This is a genomic window from Bradyrhizobium sp. CCGUVB14, assembly GCF_024199935.1.
Lineage (GTDB): Bacteria > Pseudomonadota > Alphaproteobacteria > Rhizobiales > Xanthobacteraceae > Bradyrhizobium.
The window spans coordinates 8,901,322-8,916,482 of the sequence record NZ_JANADS010000001.1 but is presented as its reverse complement, the minus strand read 5'-3'; the positions used below and the strand labels follow the sequence as shown (position 1 = coordinate 8,916,482).

General features: G+C 65.2%; 13 protein-coding genes. 8 read left to right on the top strand and 5 right to left on the bottom strand.

Annotation, left to right across the window (positions count from 1 at the left end; translation table 11 throughout):
• Window positions 1–11 precede the first annotated feature (11 nt).
• The 5 genes from NLM32_RS41755 (at window position 12) to NLM32_RS41735 (ending at window position 5,174) form a co-directional block, all read left to right on the top strand.
• A complete protein-coding gene (locus tag NLM32_RS41755; protein ID WP_254134466.1) occupies window positions 12–701 on the top strand; it encodes a helix-turn-helix transcriptional regulator in 690 nt (229 codons plus the stop codon).
• 33 nt (window positions 702–734) lie between these two features.
• Entirely contained in the window at window positions 735–1,973 is a 1,239-nt protein-coding gene (locus NLM32_RS41750) for an FAD-binding protein (protein ID WP_254134465.1), read from the top strand.
• Complete coding sequence (glcF, locus tag NLM32_RS41745) at window positions 1,970–3,292, top strand: glycolate oxidase subunit GlcF (RefSeq protein ID WP_254134464.1); 1,323 nt, start codon at window positions 1,970–1,972, stop codon at window positions 3,290–3,292. Before NLM32_RS41750 ends, glcF begins: the two co-directional genes overlap by 4 nt.
• A gap of 70 nt (window positions 3,293–3,362) precedes the next feature.
• Complete coding sequence (locus tag NLM32_RS41740) at window positions 3,363–3,743, top strand: histone (RefSeq protein WP_254134463.1); 381 nt, start codon at window positions 3,363–3,365, stop codon at window positions 3,741–3,743.
• Between the two features lie 429 nt (window positions 3,744–4,172).
• Window positions 4,173–5,174, top strand: coding sequence for a TorF family putative porin (locus tag NLM32_RS41735; protein WP_254134462.1), 1,002 nt, complete (start codon window positions 4,173–4,175; stop codon window positions 5,172–5,174).
• Between the two features lie 198 nt (window positions 5,175–5,372).
• Here the strand turns inward: NLM32_RS41735 and NLM32_RS41730 are convergent, their stop codons facing one another.
• A complete protein-coding gene (locus NLM32_RS41730; protein WP_254134461.1) occupies window positions 5,373–7,136 on the bottom strand; it encodes an ABC transporter ATP-binding protein/permease in 1,764 nt (587 codons plus the stop codon).
• Between the two features lie 314 nt (window positions 7,137–7,450).
• Here NLM32_RS41730 and NLM32_RS41725 point away from each other — a divergent pair, with 314 nt between their 5' ends.
• The gene (locus tag NLM32_RS41725; RefSeq protein ID WP_254134460.1) at window positions 7,451–9,115 is read left to right on the top strand and encodes an L-lactate permease; all 1,665 of its coding nucleotides are present in this window, start codon (window positions 7,451–7,453) and stop codon (window positions 9,113–9,115) included.
• A 135-nt stretch (window positions 9,116–9,250) separates the two neighbouring features.
• On the top strand, window positions 9,251–9,649 hold the full coding sequence (locus tag NLM32_RS41720; RefSeq protein ID WP_254134459.1) for an META domain-containing protein: 399 nt from the start codon (window positions 9,251–9,253) through the stop codon (window positions 9,647–9,649).
• A gap of 128 nt (window positions 9,650–9,777) precedes the next feature.
• Here NLM32_RS41720 and NLM32_RS41715 read toward each other — a convergent pair whose 3' ends face one another.
• The 3 genes from NLM32_RS41715 to groES all read right to left on the bottom strand — a co-directional run bounded on the left by NLM32_RS41715 (window position 9,778) and on the right by groES (window position 13,172).
• On the bottom strand, window positions 9,778–10,989 hold the full coding sequence (locus NLM32_RS41715; protein ID WP_254134458.1) for a hypothetical protein: 1,212 nt from the start codon (window positions 10,987–10,989) through the stop codon (window positions 9,778–9,780).
• Between the two features lie 136 nt (window positions 10,990–11,125).
• Window positions 11,126–12,757 carry a chaperonin GroEL gene (gene groL, locus NLM32_RS41710; protein WP_254134457.1) on the bottom strand — a complete coding sequence of 544 codons (1,632 nt, stop codon included), beginning with the start codon at window positions 12,755–12,757 and terminating at the stop codon, window positions 11,126–11,128.
• Window positions 12,758–12,875: 118 nt separating this feature from the next.
• The gene (gene groES / locus NLM32_RS41705) at window positions 12,876–13,172 is read right to left on the bottom strand and encodes a co-chaperone GroES (protein ID WP_254134456.1); all 297 of its coding nucleotides are present in this window, start codon (window positions 13,170–13,172) and stop codon (window positions 12,876–12,878) included.
• Between the two features lie 318 nt (window positions 13,173–13,490).
• On the opposite strand from groES, the gene NLM32_RS41700 reads away from it, so the two are divergent.
• On the top strand, window positions 13,491–14,012 hold the full coding sequence (locus NLM32_RS41700) for a hypothetical protein (RefSeq protein WP_254134455.1): 522 nt from the start codon (window positions 13,491–13,493) through the stop codon (window positions 14,010–14,012).
• A 232-nt stretch (window positions 14,013–14,244) separates the two neighbouring features.
• Here NLM32_RS41700 and NLM32_RS41695 read toward each other — a convergent pair whose 3' ends face one another.
• Entirely contained in the window at window positions 14,245–15,024 is a 780-nt protein-coding gene (locus tag NLM32_RS41695) for a protein phosphatase CheZ (protein ID WP_254134454.1), read from the bottom strand.
• Window positions 15,025–15,161: the final 137 nt, after the last annotated feature.

Here is a 15,161-nt window from a genome sequence, read left to right as displayed (position 1 = left end):
CGGAGCCGGCCATGCCGACCATCGCACGCGAACTTGCTGACCTCGCAGCCCTGATCGCCGATCCCGGCCGCGCCCTGATCCTGTCGCGACTGATGGATGGACGCCCGCAAACCGCGGGTGAGCTGGCGCTGGTCGCCGGCGTCACGCCGCAAACGGCAAGCTGGCATCTCGGCCGGCTGGTGCAGCAGGCGCTTCTGAAAGTCGAGCGGCGGGGGCCGCGGCGGTTGTACCGGCTCGCCACGCCGCTGGTCGCGCAGATCCTGGAGGGCATGATGACGGTCGCTGCGATCGGTCCGCCGGGTTCACAGCCACCGGCACGGATCGATGCCGCGATGCGGCGAGCCCGGACCTGCTACGATCACCTCGCGGGCGAGCTCGGTGTCGCCCTCGCTGACGCGCTGCGGGAGCGCGACTATCTGGTGCTCGACCAGGAGGTCGGCGAGCTGACGGCAGCGGGCACGGCGTTCCTCGGCAGTTTCGGTCTCGATCTCCGCCCGTCGGCGCGGCACCGGCGGGTGCTGTGCCGGCCCTGCCTCGACTGGAGCGAACGCCGGCCGCATCTGGCCGGACGGGCAGGGGCGGCACTTGCCGAGCTGGCGTTCCAGCGCGACTGGATCCGCCGCAGGCCGCAAGGGCGCTCCGTCGAGATCACCGATAGCGGGCTCGACGCATTCCGCTCCCTGTTCGGCATCCGCATTTGATTTTGGGACCAAATTTCGTTACCCGCTAGAGGCGTGGATACGCTCAGGGTCAGAGACGCCAAAGACGTCGAAGAGGTGGTGCGCGCGGCGATTGCCAATGAGCAGCCGCTCGAGATCATCGGTCATGGCAGCAAGCGCAGCATCGGGCATGCCATGGCGACCAACGCCGTGCTCGACGTCTCCGCGCTGAATGCGGTCACCTCCTATGAGCCCAACGAGTTGATCGTGACGCTCCAGGCCGGCGCGCCGCTGGCCGACGTGCTGTCGCTGATCGATGCCAAGAACCAGCAATTCGCCTTCGAGCCGGTCAACACCGCGCCGCTGCTCGGCACACCGGCGCTCGGCACCATCGGCGGCATGATCGCGGCCGGGCTGGCCGGCCCGCGCCGGATCAAGGCCGGCGGGGCGCGCGACCATCTCCTGGGGGCGCATGCCGTCTCCGGTTTCGGTGACAGCTTCAAGACCGGCGGCAAGGTGGTGAAGAACGTCACCGGCTACGACCTCTGCAAGCTTCTCGCGGGCTCCTGGGGCACGCTGTCGGTGATGACGGAAGTGACGCTGAAGGTGATGCCGAAGCCCGAAGCCGAGCGGACGCTGCTGCTGCGCGGGCTGGACGACGCCGTCGCCAACAAGGCGATGACCGCGGCGCTCGGCTCGCCCTTCGACGTCTCCGCCGCCGCGCATCTGCCGAAATCGGCCTTCCGCGCCAGGACCGACGGGCTTGGCGATATCGCCAGCCAGAGCGAGGCGCTGACGGTGCTGCGGCTCGAGGGCATCACGGCTTCCGCCGCCCATCGCGCCGGTTCGCTGCGCGAATTGCTGGCCCCGTTCGGAACCGCCACGCTGGTCGAGGACGCTGCCTCGTCGACACTGTGGGCAACCATCCGCGACGTGCTGCCGTTCGCGGCCGGCGGCGCGCTTGGCGGCTGGCCGGTGTGGCGGATCGTCTGCCCGCCGGCGTCGGGCGCGGCACTCGGCACGCAATTGGCGCGCGAGACCGGCGGCGACGTCATCTACGACTGGGGCGGCGGGCTGATCTGGGCGGCGCTGCCGCCGAAGGCCGACGCGCATGCCCCGGCCGTGCGCCAGCGCGCCGATGCATTCGGTGGGCACGCCACGCTGATCCGGGCGGCCGAGGACGTCAGGCGCGGCGTCGACGTGTTCCATCCGCAAGCGCCGGGTGTCGCGGCCCTGAGCGAACGGGTCCGCGCCAGTTTCGATCCGAAGTCCATTCTGAACCGGGGACGGCTGACGCGGGGCGCTGCGGCATGAAGACCGAATTCTCACTCGCACAGCTCGCCGACCCCGACATCGCGGAAGCCGACAAGATCCTGCGCGCCTGCGTCCATTGCGGCTTCTGCACAGCGACCTGTCCGACCTACGTGCTGCTCGGCGACGAGCTCGATAGCCCGCGCGGCCGCATCTATCTGATCAAGGAGATGCTGGAGAAGGACCAGGCGCCGACGGCCGAGGTGGTCAAGCATGTCGACCGCTGCCTGTCGTGCCTTGCCTGCATGACGACCTGCCCCTCCGGGGTGAACTACATGCACCTCGTCGACCAGGCCCGTGTCAGGATCGAGCAGCGCTATCAGCGGCCGCTCGCCGAACGGCTGCTGCGCCAGGTGCTGGCCTACGTCCTGCCGGACCCGCAGCGGTTTCGCATCAGTATGCAGCTGGCACGGCTGGCCCGGCCCTTTGCCGTCTTCCTGCCGACCCCGCGGCCGTCGGCCACGCCTGGCCTGATCCAGCGCCTCAAGGCGATGCTGGCGCTGGCTCCCGGCCAGCTGCCGGCCCCGGGCGCGCTTCCCGGCAGCGTGTTCGCAGCGCTTGGCAAGAAGCGCGGCCGGGTCGCGCTGCTGCAGGGCTGCGCCCAGCAGGTGCTGGCGCCTCGCATCAACCAGGCTGCCATCAGCCTGCTGACCCGCCACGGCATCGAGGTCGTCCTGGTCAGGGACGAGCAATGCTGCGGCGCGCTCACCCATCATCTCGGTCACGACGACGATGCGCTGGCCAGGGCCCGCGCCAACGTCACGGCGTGGCAGAAGGAGGCCGCCGGCGAGGGGCTCGATGCCATCCTGGTGACGGCGTCCGGCTGCGGCACGGTGATCAAGGACTACGGCTATCTGCTGCGCGAGGACGGCGCGTTCGCCGCCGATGCGGCGAAGGTGTCCGCGCTTGCGAAGGACATCACTGAGTACATCGCCGGTCTTGGACTCGAACCCACCGCGCGACAGGACAACATCGTCGTCGCCTATCACTCAGCGTGTTCGTTGCAGCATGGGCAGAAAATCACGGGCCTTCCGAAAGAATTGCTTTCCAAGAATGGATTCGTGGTGAAAGATGTCCCGGAGAGCCATTTGTGTTGCGGTTCGGCGGGGACCTACAACATTCTCCAGCCTGAGCTTGCGGGCCGGTTGCGCGATCGCAAGGTCGCCAACATCGCGAGCGTCAAGCCGGACATGATTGCCGCAGGCAATATCGGCTGCATGGTGCAGATTGCCAGTGGCACGTCAGTTCCGGTCGTACACACGATTGAGCTTCTCGATTGGGCTACGGGCGGGGCGCGGCCGGCACTCAATGCGTCGCGCTGAGCTTTCGTCCGGAGGTGACGGTTGAAGGGCGCCCGATCGACCATTGTTCGGCGGCAACAGGAGGACCACGATGGCGAAAGCGAGTAAGAAAAAAAGCAAGAAGGCCAAAAAGGCCAAGAAGGTTGTAGCGGCGAAGAAGGCGACGAAGAAGAAGGCGGCCAAGAAGTCCGCCAAGAAGGCAGCGAAGAAATCGGCCAAGAAGGCTGCGCCGAAGAAGGCCGCCAAGAAGACGGCAAAGAAGGCTGCGGCCAAGAAGGCCGTGAAGAAGGCCGCGCCGAAGAAGGCAGCCAAGAAAGCAGCCAAGGCAGCAGCACCGAAGAAGGCGAAGGCAGCTCCCGCGCCGAAGCCCGCAGCTCCCGTGGCAGCGCCGGCCCCCGAGCCCGCCGCCGAGACGAGCTGGGCGATGCCTTCGTCTTCTGCGGAGCCCACGCCGGCGGAAGGGCAGGGTTAGGTTCAAAGGGCTGGGCGCCAAGCCCAGGCTTGAGGCCCGGTCCATCTCCCCGACCACGATCGATAACAGGAAGGCCGCAGCGGCAACGCTGCGGCCTTTTTGTATCGCGGCTTCGGTGGCGGGGGGCTGCCCTTTTTTGAGTCAGCTGATTCGTGGCACGCGCGCCACGGCGCCGGCGGCCTACGTAGTATCCCGGACGCCTCTGTGCACTTTGGAGTGAAAATAATGTGATCGAGAAGCAACACCAACCGACAACCTTTCGTGGAATCGTCAGAACGCCCAAAAAGTCGGCAGATGCTCTTGTTTTTTGCTTCTCGCTTTACGTCCCTCCCTCCAGATTGCGGCGGTAACGAAATTTGCAATCAGGTCGGGTGCCCCGGGGGGCTTCCGGAGCTCGACCGGGGTCTAGAACTGGTGATGGGGATCGAAATGAAGAAAGTGACTTTGTTGGCAACGGCGCTGGCAATGGTGACGGGCTCGGCTTTCGCGGCGGACATGCCTATGAAGGCTCTGAAGGCTCCTCCCGCGCCCGCTTTCGATCCTTGGGATATCGCCTTCGGCGGCGCGATCATGAGCGACTACATCTTCCGCGGCGTGACCCAGTCGAACCACAAGCCGTCGGTCGCCGCCTATTTCGAGCCGCGCTACAACGTCACCAAGGACCTGCAGCTGTACGCCGGCGTGTCCGCGGAGAGCATCTCCTTCGCCAACCGCGCTGCGGCTGAAGTCGACGTCTACGGCGGTATCCGTCCGACCTTCGGCGCCTTCGCCTTCGATATCGGCGTCTGGGGCTACCTGTATCCGGGCGGAAGCTGCGCCGACAACGTGCTCACGGGTGGCGTTCCCGGCGGCGGCGTTTGCCCCGTCAGCACCACGACCATCTTCCTTGCCGACGGCAATGTCATGAAGAAGGACGTCAGCTTCTTCGAAGTCTACGGCAAGCTGAACTACACCATCAACGACAACTGGGCCGTCGGCGTAAACGAGTACTACTCGCCGAACTTCCTCAACTCGGGCGCCTGGGGCAACTACTCCTCGCTGACCGCGAAGTGGACTGCGCCGAGCACCACCTTCGGTGCCTCGGGCGTCGGCATGTACGTGTCGGGTGAATTCGGCCGGCAGTGGCTCGGCACCTCGGACGCCTTCTACGGCATCCCCGGAACGATCTATGCCAACGGCATTCCCTACAAGAGCTACAACACCTGGAACGTCGGTGTCGGCTTCACCTACAAGGTGTTCACGCTGGACCTGCGTTACTCCGGCACCGACCTGAACAAGGGTGATTGCAACGCCTTCACCAGCGCCTTCAACGCCACTGGCACCACCAACGTCACCGCGATCAACCCGGGCGGCGCCGGCTCCAACTGGTGCGGTTCGGCCGGTATCGCCAAGCTGTCCTTCGACCTGACGGCGATGAGCAACCTGAAGTAAGTTTTGTCCCGAGACGACTGACGAGGGCGGCAGAGCAATCTGCCGCCCTTTTGTTTTTCCAGGTTGCAATAGAGCTTGGCGGTCGCTCCAGATTCGCTCGTCATGCCCGGGCTTGTCCCGGGCATCCACGTTCTCTTCTGTGCTTCCGGCAAGGTCGTGGATGGCCGGGACAAGCCCGGCCATGACGATCTCGAGATATCAGCGCGCCGCGCTCGGCTCCGGCTCGGCCGGCGCATCGCCATTGCCCAGCACATGGATCGCGCCGTCCTTTGCCATCGCGACCTTGCGGGTGTGGAAGGCGTCGAGCGTCGCGCGATGGCCGATCGAGACGATGGTGGCTTGCGGCAGCTTCTCCGCCAGCAGCCGGTACAGCCGCGCCTCGGACGGCTCGTCGAGCGAGGCGGTGGCCTCGTCGAGGAAGAGATAGTCCGGCCCATGCAGCAGCGCGCGGGCGAGCCCGAGGCGCTGTTGCTCGCCGAGCGACAGCATCCGGTTCCAGTGGCCGTCCTCGCCCAGCCGGTCGGCGAGGTCAGGCAGGCCGACGGCGATGACCGCATCCCGGATCTGGGTCGGCTGGAACGCGCCCGGTGCCGCGGGATAGATCACGGCGTCACCCAGTGTGCCGACCGGGAAATAGGGGCGTTGCGGCAGCATCATCAGCTTCGCCTGCGCGGGGACGGCGATAGTGCCGGTGCCGAACGGCCAGATGCCGGCGATGGCCCGGAACAGCGTCGACTTGCCGGAGCCGGACGGCCCGGTCACCAGCACGCGCTCCGAAGCCTCGATGGCGAAGCCGTCGGCTGCGACCAGCGGCGTGCCGTTGGGGAGATACACGCAGAGCTTATCGAGCCCGATCGTGCGGCTGCCGCCGGCCACCCTGAGTTCGATCGTGGCCTCATGCGCCGGCAGGTTTGCCGCCGTCTCGACCGACATCTCGAAGCCGTCGAGACGCGCGACGATCGCGCGCCATTCCGCGATCGTTCGATAGGCCGTGACGAAGAACGACAGCGCATCCTGCACCTGGCCGAAGGCCGAGCCGGTCTGCATCATGTCGCCGAGCTGGATGCTCTTGGCGAAGTAGGCGGGCGCGACCACCACATAGGGAAAGATCGTCGCGGCCTGACCGTAGCTCGCCGTGAAGGCGGTGAGGCGCTTGGTCCGGCTCATGATCGCATACCAGTTGCCGATGACGTGGCCGAAGCGCTGCAGCAGATGGCCTCGCTCCGCGTTCTCTCCTTTCAAGAGGGCAATCTGCTCGGAATTTTCGCGCACGCGGATCAGGTTGAAGCGGAAGTCGGCCTCGTAGCGCTGCTTCTCGAAATAAAGATTGATCAGCGGCCTGCCGATCCAGTGCGTCAGTGCCGTACCCAGAAGCGCGTAGGCCAGCGCGCACCAGACCAGGAAACCCGGGATGACGATATCGGTGCCGTAAATGTGCAGGGGCGCCTTGTTGGACAGGCCCCAGAGGATGACGATGAACGATGCCAGCGTCACGATCGATGACAGCAGGCCGAGACCGAGGACGAGCGTTTGCTCGACGAAGTTCGTGACGTCCTCGGTGAGGCGCTGGTCCGGGTTGTCGGCGGCATCGCCCTTCAGCTGCATGCGGTAGTGCGTGGCGCCGTTGAGCCATTCGCCGAGATAGTGTTGCGTCATCCAGCGCCGCCAGCGGATCTGCAGCCACTGGTTCAGGTAAAGCTTGTAAACGGCCAGCGCGACGTAGGTGAAGGCAAGGCCGAGGAAGATCCAGACCTGCATGACGAACTCGTTCAGGTCGTAGGCCTGGAGCGCGCTGTAGAACCGGTTCTGCCACTGATTGAGCAGCACGTTGATCGCGACGAGCGTCAGCTCCATTGCGACGACGACGCCGAGCAGGCCGCGGCCCGCCCATTTGTCCTCCGATCGGAAATAGGGACCGGCGATTCGCCAGACGGTCGCGAGTGTGGCGCTGATGTTCTTCACAGAGGGGGATCTCCTGACGGATATTCACAGCGGCGCCAGAGCCAAGCGGCTGAGGCGATGGCAGAAAATGGGTGCGCTTAGACTAAAGTCGCAAGTTCTGCAATTTGCGTTGGCTAGCCGCGGCTTGCAACCCTAGCATGGGGACAACGGCGTGGGGTGGGGGCCTCCTGATTTTCGCGAGCTTGTGAGCAGCCGGGAACTGCGGCTTTCGCGAGGAATTCGCATCCAACTCGGGGGTTATCGCTTCCAACGTCAAGCAGGTCCGCCGTCCACGCTGGCCGGCCTGCGGCATAAACGCGTGGGGGAGGAAGACCATGTGGAATCAAATCTATGATCCGCTGCACAGCCCCGTGCTGTCGACGATCGCGGCGGCGATACCCGTCGTCACGCTTCTGGTCCTGATCGCGAGCGGGCGCGTTCAGGCTCACATCGCAGCCATCGTCGCCGTGATCGTGACCAACCTGATCACGATCTTCGTTTTCACCATGCCGGTGAACATGTCGATCCGCGCCTCGATCCTCGGCATCGTGACCGGCTTCTTCCCGATCGGCTGGATCGTGCTCAACGTCATCTTCCTCTACCAGGTGACGGTCACGACCGGGCGGTTCGAACTGTTGAAGCGCGCAGTCGGCGGCGTCACCGAGGACCGGCGGCTGCAATTGCTGTTGATCGCCTTCTCCTTCGGCGCCTTCTTCGAGGGCGCCTCGGGTTTCGGCACTCCGGTGGCGATCACCGGCGCCGTGCTGATTGGCCTCGGCTTCTCGCCGCTCGCAGCGTCCGGCCTGTCGCTGATCGCCAACACCGCGCCTGTCGCCTTCGGCGCGCTGGGGACGCCGATCCAGGGCCTCGCCTCCGTCACCGGGCTCGATCCCTACATCCTCGGCGCGATGGTCGGGCGGCAATTGCCGCTGTTCTCGCTGATCGTGCCGTTCTGGGTGGTGTGGGCGTTCGCGGGCTGGAAGGGCATGAAGGATGTCTGGCCGGCGATCCTCGTCACCGGCGTGACGTTCGCGGTTCCGCAGTTCGTGATCTCGAACTACGTCAATCCCTGGATCGTCGACATCGGCGCGTCGCTGATCTCGATGGGCGCGCTGATCCTGTTCCTGAAGGTCTGGCAGCCGAAGCAGCTCTGGCTGTCGCCGGCGCTGCGCGGACATGATGAATCGGCTGCGACGATGGCCGCGGCAAAGCCGATCGACAAGACGCCGTTGACCCAAAGCGAGCTCTTCAGTGCGTTGTTGCCGTGGATCATCGTCTGCGTCGTGATGCTGATCTGGGGCAATGGGGCCTTCAAGACCTGGGCGAACTCGATCTTCGTCTGGAACTATCCCGTTCCGGAGCTGCACCAGATGATCAACAAGATGCCGCCGGTTGCACCAGGGCCGACCAAGGAAGGGGCGGTGTTCGGCTTCACCTACCTGTCCTTCACCGGCACCGGCATGCTGATTGCGGCGATCATCTCCGGCGTCCTGATGGGCGTTGGTCCCGGCAGGCTGCTGGTTGAATACGGCCGCACCATCCGGCTCTGCGCGATCTCGCTGATCACGATCTCGGCGATGCTCGCGATCGGAACGCTGACGCGCCTCTCCGGCGTCGACGCGACGCTGGGTCTCGCCTTTGCCGCAACCGGCGTGCTCTATCCCTTCTTCGGCACGTTGCTCGGCTGGTTGGGCGTGGCACTGACCGGATCGGATACGTCGTCGAACATCCTGTTCGGCAACCTCCAGAAGATCACCTCGCAGCAGCTCGGCCTGTCGCCGATCCTGATGGCGGCGGCGAACTCGTCCGGCGGCGTGATGGGCAAGATGATCGACGCGCAATCGATCGTCGTCGCCTCCACCGCGACCAATTGGTACGGCCACGAAGGCACGATCCTGCGCTTCGTGTTCTGGCACTCGATCGTGCTGGCCTGCCTCGTCGGTGTGTTCGTGACGTTGCAAGCCTATGTCTATCCGTTCACGGAGCTCGTCCTGAAGTAGCGGCGACGTCCGGCATGGACGAAAAGCCCCGCGGGATCGTCCCGCGGGGCTTTTTGTGTCCTGGATCGGCGAACCTTCTCAAAGGCTTTGCCGTCTTATAAAAGACCCCGCAAAGCGGGTCGGTCGAGAGGTCTCATGGTATCGTTGAAGCAGATGGTGTGCGCGGCGGCTGCGTTGCTCGTGATGTCCGCCGTTGCGCGAGCGGAAGAGGGCTTTCCCTTCGGCACTGAGATGACGCTCGAGGCCGTGCCGCAACCCGGCTCGAAGCGAATCCCGAACATCGAGATCGGCGACAATGGTGAGGTCGTGCTCGAGCTCTGGTGCAAGGGCGGCAAGGGCCAGTTCTCGGTCGCCGGCAACACCGTGATTTTCGTTCCCGGCGCAATTCAGGATCGGTCCTGTCCGCCGGCCAAGGCCCAGGCGGATGACGATCTCGTCGCCGCGCTCGCCGCCGTCGAGACCTGGAAACGTCAGGGCGATGTGCTCACGCTGATCGGCCCGAAGCCGCTGCGCTTCCGCGCCAACGGCAATTAGGTCTCTCCGTCATGCCCCGCGAAGGCGGGGCATCCTGTACGCCGCGGCCTATCGATTCAAGCACGGCCGTCTCGGAGTACTGGATCGCCCGGTCAAGCCGGGCGATGACAGCGCGTCGAGAGCTCCGCCTACTTCCACACCGACTTGTCGGCGTCCCAGCGCTGGCCCTTCAGCTCCTTGGCGAGCGCCTCGATCGAGCCATTGTCGTCGGGCTGGTCGCCTTCCTCATCGGCCGTCGCGTCATCGGAAACGTTGAGCTTGGCGCCGGTGCTCTCGTCGGCGGTGGTGGTCGAGGGGCTGCCGATCCAGACCATCAGCTTGTCTGATGTCCCCGGCTTGTCGGCGGAGATGAGGCCCGAGACCTCGATCGTGTCGGTGAGCTCGAGCGCCGGGAAATCCTGGTTCGGCCGTTTGAAAACGAGCTTGAGCTTGCCGGTGGCGGCGTCGAAGCCCTGCGAGGCCGGCTTGGCCGCGAGCGTCTTGCTCAGCACGCCGGCAATTGCAGTGGCGAGCTTGTCGCGGTTGATCTTGTCGCCGTCGCGCCAGTCGGCGGCGGGAATGCGGACGGTGCGGTCCATCTCGGCGAGCCCTGCGGTCCAGCCCGCGGCCGTGACGCCCGGCATCGCCTTGAATTTCGCGAGCAGCGCGGCTGAGCGCTCCGGATCGACCGACATGTTGATGGTCTGCTCGCCGGCGCGCAGCGCGTCGCAGCCGACGGAGAGACTTGCGAGCGTCACCTCGACGTCCTGGCCCTTGAGGCTCTTCAGGAACTCGGTCGCGTTATCCAGCTTGACCTTGACCGCGATCGCTTCCGGCGACACTTCGGTAAAATCCTTCGGTTGGGGCGTGATGCCGTCGTCGGTGGTCTGGTTGTCCAGGAATTCCTTCTCGCTGAGATCGGCATTATCAGGCGAGGTCACTTCGGTCATGGTCTGGCCGATGCCGATCTGGCCGCGGAACTCGAAGGTGTCGCCGGTCGGCTTGCGCGTGAGCTTGACGGTGACCGGCGCCTTGGCGCCGAGGCTTTGCGTCGTTCCACTCAGCGTCTGGCCGGAGATCTGGAGATTGACGACGAAGCGGTCCTTGCGGTCGGAGTTCTTGGCGACGGGGTAGCAGACGTCGAGCACCGCCGCGGTGACCGTCTTGCCCTGCCGGGTCTCCTTCAGGATCACGTCGGCATTGCCGTCCATCAGCCCGTCGATCGAGGTGAAATAGCGCGTCTCCATGCCGCCGGGCGCCGTGGCCTTCGGCGACAGCTTCATCTGGGCTGAGGCGACCTCGGGCGATACTGCAATCAGGGCGGCCAAAAGGGCCGTCGAACAAACCAGAAGCGCGCGCATCGACGAAATCCTCGGAGGAACAGAATCGGGCGCCACCGTAGTGGGTTTTGGCCGCCGGTTGAAGCGCAGGCCAGTGTCGGCAAAAAAGAAGGCCGCCCGGAGGCGGCCTTCGCAACACTGTCAGGTGAGGATGGGCTTAGAAGCCGCCCATGCCGCCGCCGGCCGGCATGGCGGGCGGAGCGTCCTTCTTCGGCGCTTCGGCGACCATCGCTTCGGTGGTCACCAGCAGGCCGGCCACGGAGGAGGCGTCCTGCAGCGCGGTGCGCACCACCTTGGCGGGATCGATGATGCCCTTCTCGATCATGTCGACATAGTCCTCGGTCTGGGCGTCGAAGCCGAAGGTCTCGGACTTGTTCTCGAGGATCTTGCCGACCACGATCGAGCCCTCGACGCCGGCATTCTCCGAGATCTGGCGGATCGGAGCTTCCAGCGCCTTCAGCACGATGTTGATGCCGGCCTGCACGTCGGCATTGGCGTTGGTGAGACGGCCGACCGCCTTCTTGGCGCGCAGCAGCGTGACGCCGCCGCCGGGGACGATGCCTTCCTGCACCGCGGCGCGGGTGGCGTTGAGCGCGTCCTCGACGCGGTCCTTCTTCTCCTTGACCTCGATCTCGGTGGCACCACCGACGCGGATCACGGCGACGCCGCCGGCGAGCTTGGCGAGACGCTCCTGGAGCTTCTCACGGTCGTAGTCCGAGGTGGTCTCCTCGATCTGGGCCTTGATCTGGCCGACGCGGGCCTCGATCTCCGGCTTCTTGCCGGCGCCCTTGACGATCGTGGTGTTCTCCTTGTCGATCACGACCTTGCCGGCACGACCCAGCATCTTCACCGTGACGTTCTCGAGCTTCATGCCGAGATCTTCCGAGATCAGCTGACCGCCGGTCAGGATCGCGAGGTCTTCCAGCATGGCCTTGCGGCGGTCACCGAAGCCCGGCGCCTTGACGGCGGCGACCTTGAGGCCGCCACGCAGGCGGTTGACGACCAGGGTGGCCAGCGCCTCGCCCTCGACGTCCTCGGCGATGATGACGAGCGGCTTGCCCGACTGCACCACGGCTTCGAGCACCGGCAGCATGGCCTGGAGGCCGGAGAGCTTCTTCTCGTGCAGCAGGATGTAGGCGTCCTCGAGCTCGGCGGTCATCTTCTCGGGGTTGGTGACGAAGTAGGGCGACAGATAGCCGCGGTCGAACTTCATGCCCTCGACGATGTCGACTTCGGTGTCGAGCGACTTGTTTTCCTCGACGGTGATGACGCCCTCGTTGCCGACCTTCTGCATCGCCTGGGCGATCATCTTGCCGATGGCGGCATCGCCGTTGGCCGAGATGGTGCCGACCTGGGCGACCTCGGAGGAGGCGGCAACCGGCTTGGCGCGCTTCTCGATGTCCTTGACGACGGCGGTCACCGCGGTGTCGATGCCGCGCTTGAGGTCCATCGGATTCATGCCGGCGGCAACCGCCTTGGCGCCTTCGCGCACGATGGCCTGGGCCAGCACGGTCGCGGTGGTGGTGCCGTCGCCGGCGAGGTCGTTGGTCTTGGAGGCGACCTCACGCACCATCTGGGCGCCCATGTTCTCGAACTTGTCCTCGAGCTCGATCTCCTTGGCGACGGTGACGCCGTCCTTGGTGATGCGGGGCGCGCCGAACGACTTCTCGATGACGACGTTGCGGCCCTTCGGGCCGAGCGTCACCTTGACGGCGTTGGCGAGAATGTCGACGCCGCGCAGCATGCGATCGCGCGCGTCTCCGGAAAACTTGACGTCCTTGGCAGCCATGGTCTGCTATCCCTTCGTGTGTCGTGATGTGTCTTGTTTGAGGCTGTGCGGCGGAATGATGGATGCCCGGACCTCATGATCCGGGCATGGCATTCAGCGGCCGTTCAGGCGTCTGGCCTTAGGCCATCACGCCCATGATGTCCGACTCCTTCATGATCAGGAGATCTTCGTTGTCGATCTTGACCTCGGTGCCCGACCACTTGCCGAACAGCACGCGGTCGCCGACCTTGAGGTCGATCGGGATCAGCTTGCCGGCCTCGTCACGGCCGCCGGGGCCGACGGCGACGACTTCGCCCTGGGACGGCTTTTCCTTGGCGGTGTCGGGGATGATGATGCCGCCCTTGGTCTTTTCCTCGGCGTCGATACGTTTGACCACGACACGGTCATGCAGCGGACGAAATTTGGACTTAGCCATGACGTTTCCCTTTGGAGGCTCGCTTTTCCGAAAGCAGCGGAAGTGGGTGGGGGCGGCGCTCCCGTTCACCCTCAGCCCGAGGAGCGAACAGCGCGCTTAGCAATCGGTCTTTCCGAGTGCTAATAGTGCGCAGGGGATATGGCTTGGCTGCGATCCTGTCAAGCAAAGGTGGTTAAGCGATTGGTGAGGCGGATATAGGATGGTGTCTACGGAAACTCGATTCCGGCGCAGGCGTATATTAGGACGTCATTGCTACGGCTGCGGTTTTGCGCTTGGCTGCGGGAGGGATGCGGCCATGGTCTTGTTCGGGGGAATGCCATGATCAGTTCAGCTCACGCGCGCACGGTTGCCAATCTGGCGGCTGCCTCTTGCCTGGCGTTGCTGCTCGGCGCCTGCGGCGGCGGCATGAGCCTGCCGTCCTTCTCTTCGTCCCAGCCGGCGCCCGAGACCGAGCCCGGCGTCGCGCCGGAAATGCCGGCCTCGATCCGCGCCGACGAGATCGTCGGGCGCTGGGGCCTCGCCTCGTTCCAGAACCCGGCCGACCGCGCCCGCACCGAGGCGGCCGCGCGGGCCCAGTGCAAGAACCCCTACGTGATCGGCGCCGGTTCCTCCGGCGGCGTGATCATGCATCTCGCCGACCAGGCCACGCCGCAGGAACTGCGGCTGAAGGGCTCGCCGGGCGGCAAGAACTATATCGGCCCCTCCGGCCCGACGCCGGGCGAGCAGGACCGCGAGATCGTCTCCTTCGACGGCCGCGTCATGATCACCCGCTTCGTCGACAAGGACGCCGCCACCCGTTACGGCAACATGGTCTACGTCCGCTGCGCGCCGAGGGCGTGACCTTCACCCTCTCCCCTTGTGGGAGAGGGTGGCTTCGCTGAAAGCGAAGCCGGGTGAGGGGTGACCCTCCGCGAGTCCAACTGTCATTTGCGTTCTGGGAGACAACCCCTCATCCGGCGCTTCGCGCCACCTTCTCCCACAGGGGGAGAAGGGCAGGCGATCTCGCCAGACGATAGACAATAAAAAACGCCGGCTCGCGCCGGCGTTTTGTTTGTCTCTCTGTCGCGTTCGCTCAGTCGAACAGCGCGTCGATGTCGTCCTGCGAGGCGTGGCCGACGTCGCCGGCGAGCTTCGGGCCGTTGAGCAGCTTTTCGTCCTCGCTGCGGCTGTCGACCGGGGCCGGCACGTGCGACTTGATCGCGTCGACGCCACCCCAGATGTCCATCATCGCATTGATATGCTGCTCGATGAACTTCATCGTGGTCATGACCTTGCTGATGCGCTGGCCGGTCAGGTCCTGGAAGTTGCAGGCTTCGAAGATCGAGATGACGCGTTCCTGGATGTCGTCGGCAAGGCGCTTCTGCTGGTCGACCGAGTCGACCTTGCCGAGCGCGGATGCCGCCTGGTCGATCGACTCGGCGGCTTCGAGGATCTGCTGGGTCGCCTGTTCGGTGCCGCCGACCACCGCGCCGAGCTCGCCGTTGACCTTGGCCATCTCGCCGCCGTCGAAGCTCTTGCCGTGCAGGGTCGCGATCTCGCGCTTGGTGCGGTCGATGGCGTCATGGATCAGGTCGAGCTCGACCTTGAGCTTCTCGCACTGCTCGATCTGGGCCCGATAGGTCTCGAGCATCGTGCGTGCGTCGGAAAGCTCCTGCGCCGTGGAGGCGTCGATCGCCGCCATGGCAGCGCTGCCGGTCAAGGGCGCCGCGCCCTTTGCCATCTGTGCGCGGATCGCGCGCAGCTCCGCCATAATCTCGCTATGCATCGGGCCTGCCTCTTCTGCTACGTCAAGAATTGGCATCTCGCCACCGGCGATATCCTCGACACGAAAACGCTTGCGGTGAACAGCCATCAGGAACTCCCCCCACCTCACTCACGCGTCTTTGTAGACAGAAGCGATTTAACACGAGGTTCACAGCAGGAACTCTTGTGCGGCCGCGCGCGACGGCATGCAAACGGGCGATTAACCATGGGGCTTCGCCCTTCATC

Coding starts and splice junctions, on each gene's coding strand:
- NLM32_RS41755 (WP_254134466.1), top strand. CDS start 12: ATGCCGACCATCGCACGCGAACTTGCTGACCTCGCAGCCCTGATCGCC.
- glcF (WP_254134464.1), top strand. CDS start 1,970: ATGAAGACCGAATTCTCACTCGCACAGCTCGCCGACCCCGACATCGCG.
- NLM32_RS41740 (WP_254134463.1), top strand. CDS start 3,363: ATGGCGAAAGCGAGTAAGAAAAAAAGCAAGAAGGCCAAAAAGGCCAAG.
- NLM32_RS41735 (WP_254134462.1), top strand. CDS start 4,173: ATGAAGAAAGTGACTTTGTTGGCAACGGCGCTGGCAATGGTGACGGGC.
- NLM32_RS41725 (WP_254134460.1), top strand. CDS start 7,451: ATGTGGAATCAAATCTATGATCCGCTGCACAGCCCCGTGCTGTCGACG.
- NLM32_RS41720 (WP_254134459.1), top strand. CDS start 9,251: ATGGTATCGTTGAAGCAGATGGTGTGCGCGGCGGCTGCGTTGCTCGTG.
- NLM32_RS41715 (WP_254134458.1), bottom strand. CDS start 10,989: ATGCGCGCGCTTCTGGTTTGTTCGACGGCCCTTTTGGCCGCCCTGATT.
- groL (WP_254134457.1), bottom strand. CDS start 12,757: ATGGCTGCCAAGGACGTCAAGTTTTCCGGAGACGCGCGCGATCGCATG.
- groES (WP_254134456.1), bottom strand. CDS start 13,172: ATGGCTAAGTCCAAATTTCGTCCGCTGCATGACCGTGTCGTGGTCAAA.
- NLM32_RS41700 (WP_254134455.1), top strand. CDS start 13,491: ATGATCAGTTCAGCTCACGCGCGCACGGTTGCCAATCTGGCGGCTGCC.
- NLM32_RS41695 (WP_254134454.1), bottom strand. CDS start 15,024: ATGGCTGTTCACCGCAAGCGTTTTCGTGTCGAGGATATCGCCGGTGGC.